Below are 502 nucleotides of genomic sequence, written 5' to 3'. Positions count from 1 at the left end.
CCCTCCACCTGTCGCGCCACCAGACGCAGGTTCACCGGCGTTTTCGCTGCCACCGCCTTGCCATCACGCAGCACCGGCTCGAACCGCCACCGGGCCACGTTCTGCTTCAGGAAGTCCTGGATGTAAGGCTCGATCTTGTGCTCGTCCTTCAGCGTGAAGCCTTCGACCGAGCCATCCGGCGCGATGTCGATGCTGCCGCTGAGGACCATGCTGCCTTCGGCCTGCGCGCGCGCCGCACGTGCGCTCTGCGCGCTGGCATCCAGCGGTACCGCTGCGCTGCCTGCGCCAAGGGCCAGGGCCAATCCAAGAAAGATCGAAGTACGCATGCTGACTGCTCCGTGTCGATGTGCCCCGAGGGTAGCAAAGGCATCGGGCAGCGGCCACCTTACGCCAGGCGGTTTTCACGCGCATAGGGGGGCGTATCGGGATGCTCGCCCGCGGCGAAGCGCTCCTGCAGCGCGCGCCACCATGCCGGCTGGAACAGATGCCCGAAGTGCTCGCG

General features: G+C 66.9%; 1 protein-coding gene. It reads right to left on the bottom strand.

Features of this window, described 5'->3' with window-relative positions; genetic code table 11:
- A partial coding sequence (locus ABB28_RS17570) for an energy transducer TonB (RefSeq protein WP_245625374.1) occupies positions 1-326 on the bottom strand: 326 nt, incomplete at its 3' end.
- Positions 327-502 lie beyond the last annotated feature (176 nt).

Source organism: Stenotrophomonas chelatiphaga, from assembly GCF_001431535.1.
GTDB lineage: Bacteria > Pseudomonadota > Gammaproteobacteria > Xanthomonadales > Xanthomonadaceae > Stenotrophomonas > Stenotrophomonas chelatiphaga.
This window is presented reverse-complemented; position numbering and strand designations above follow the sequence as displayed.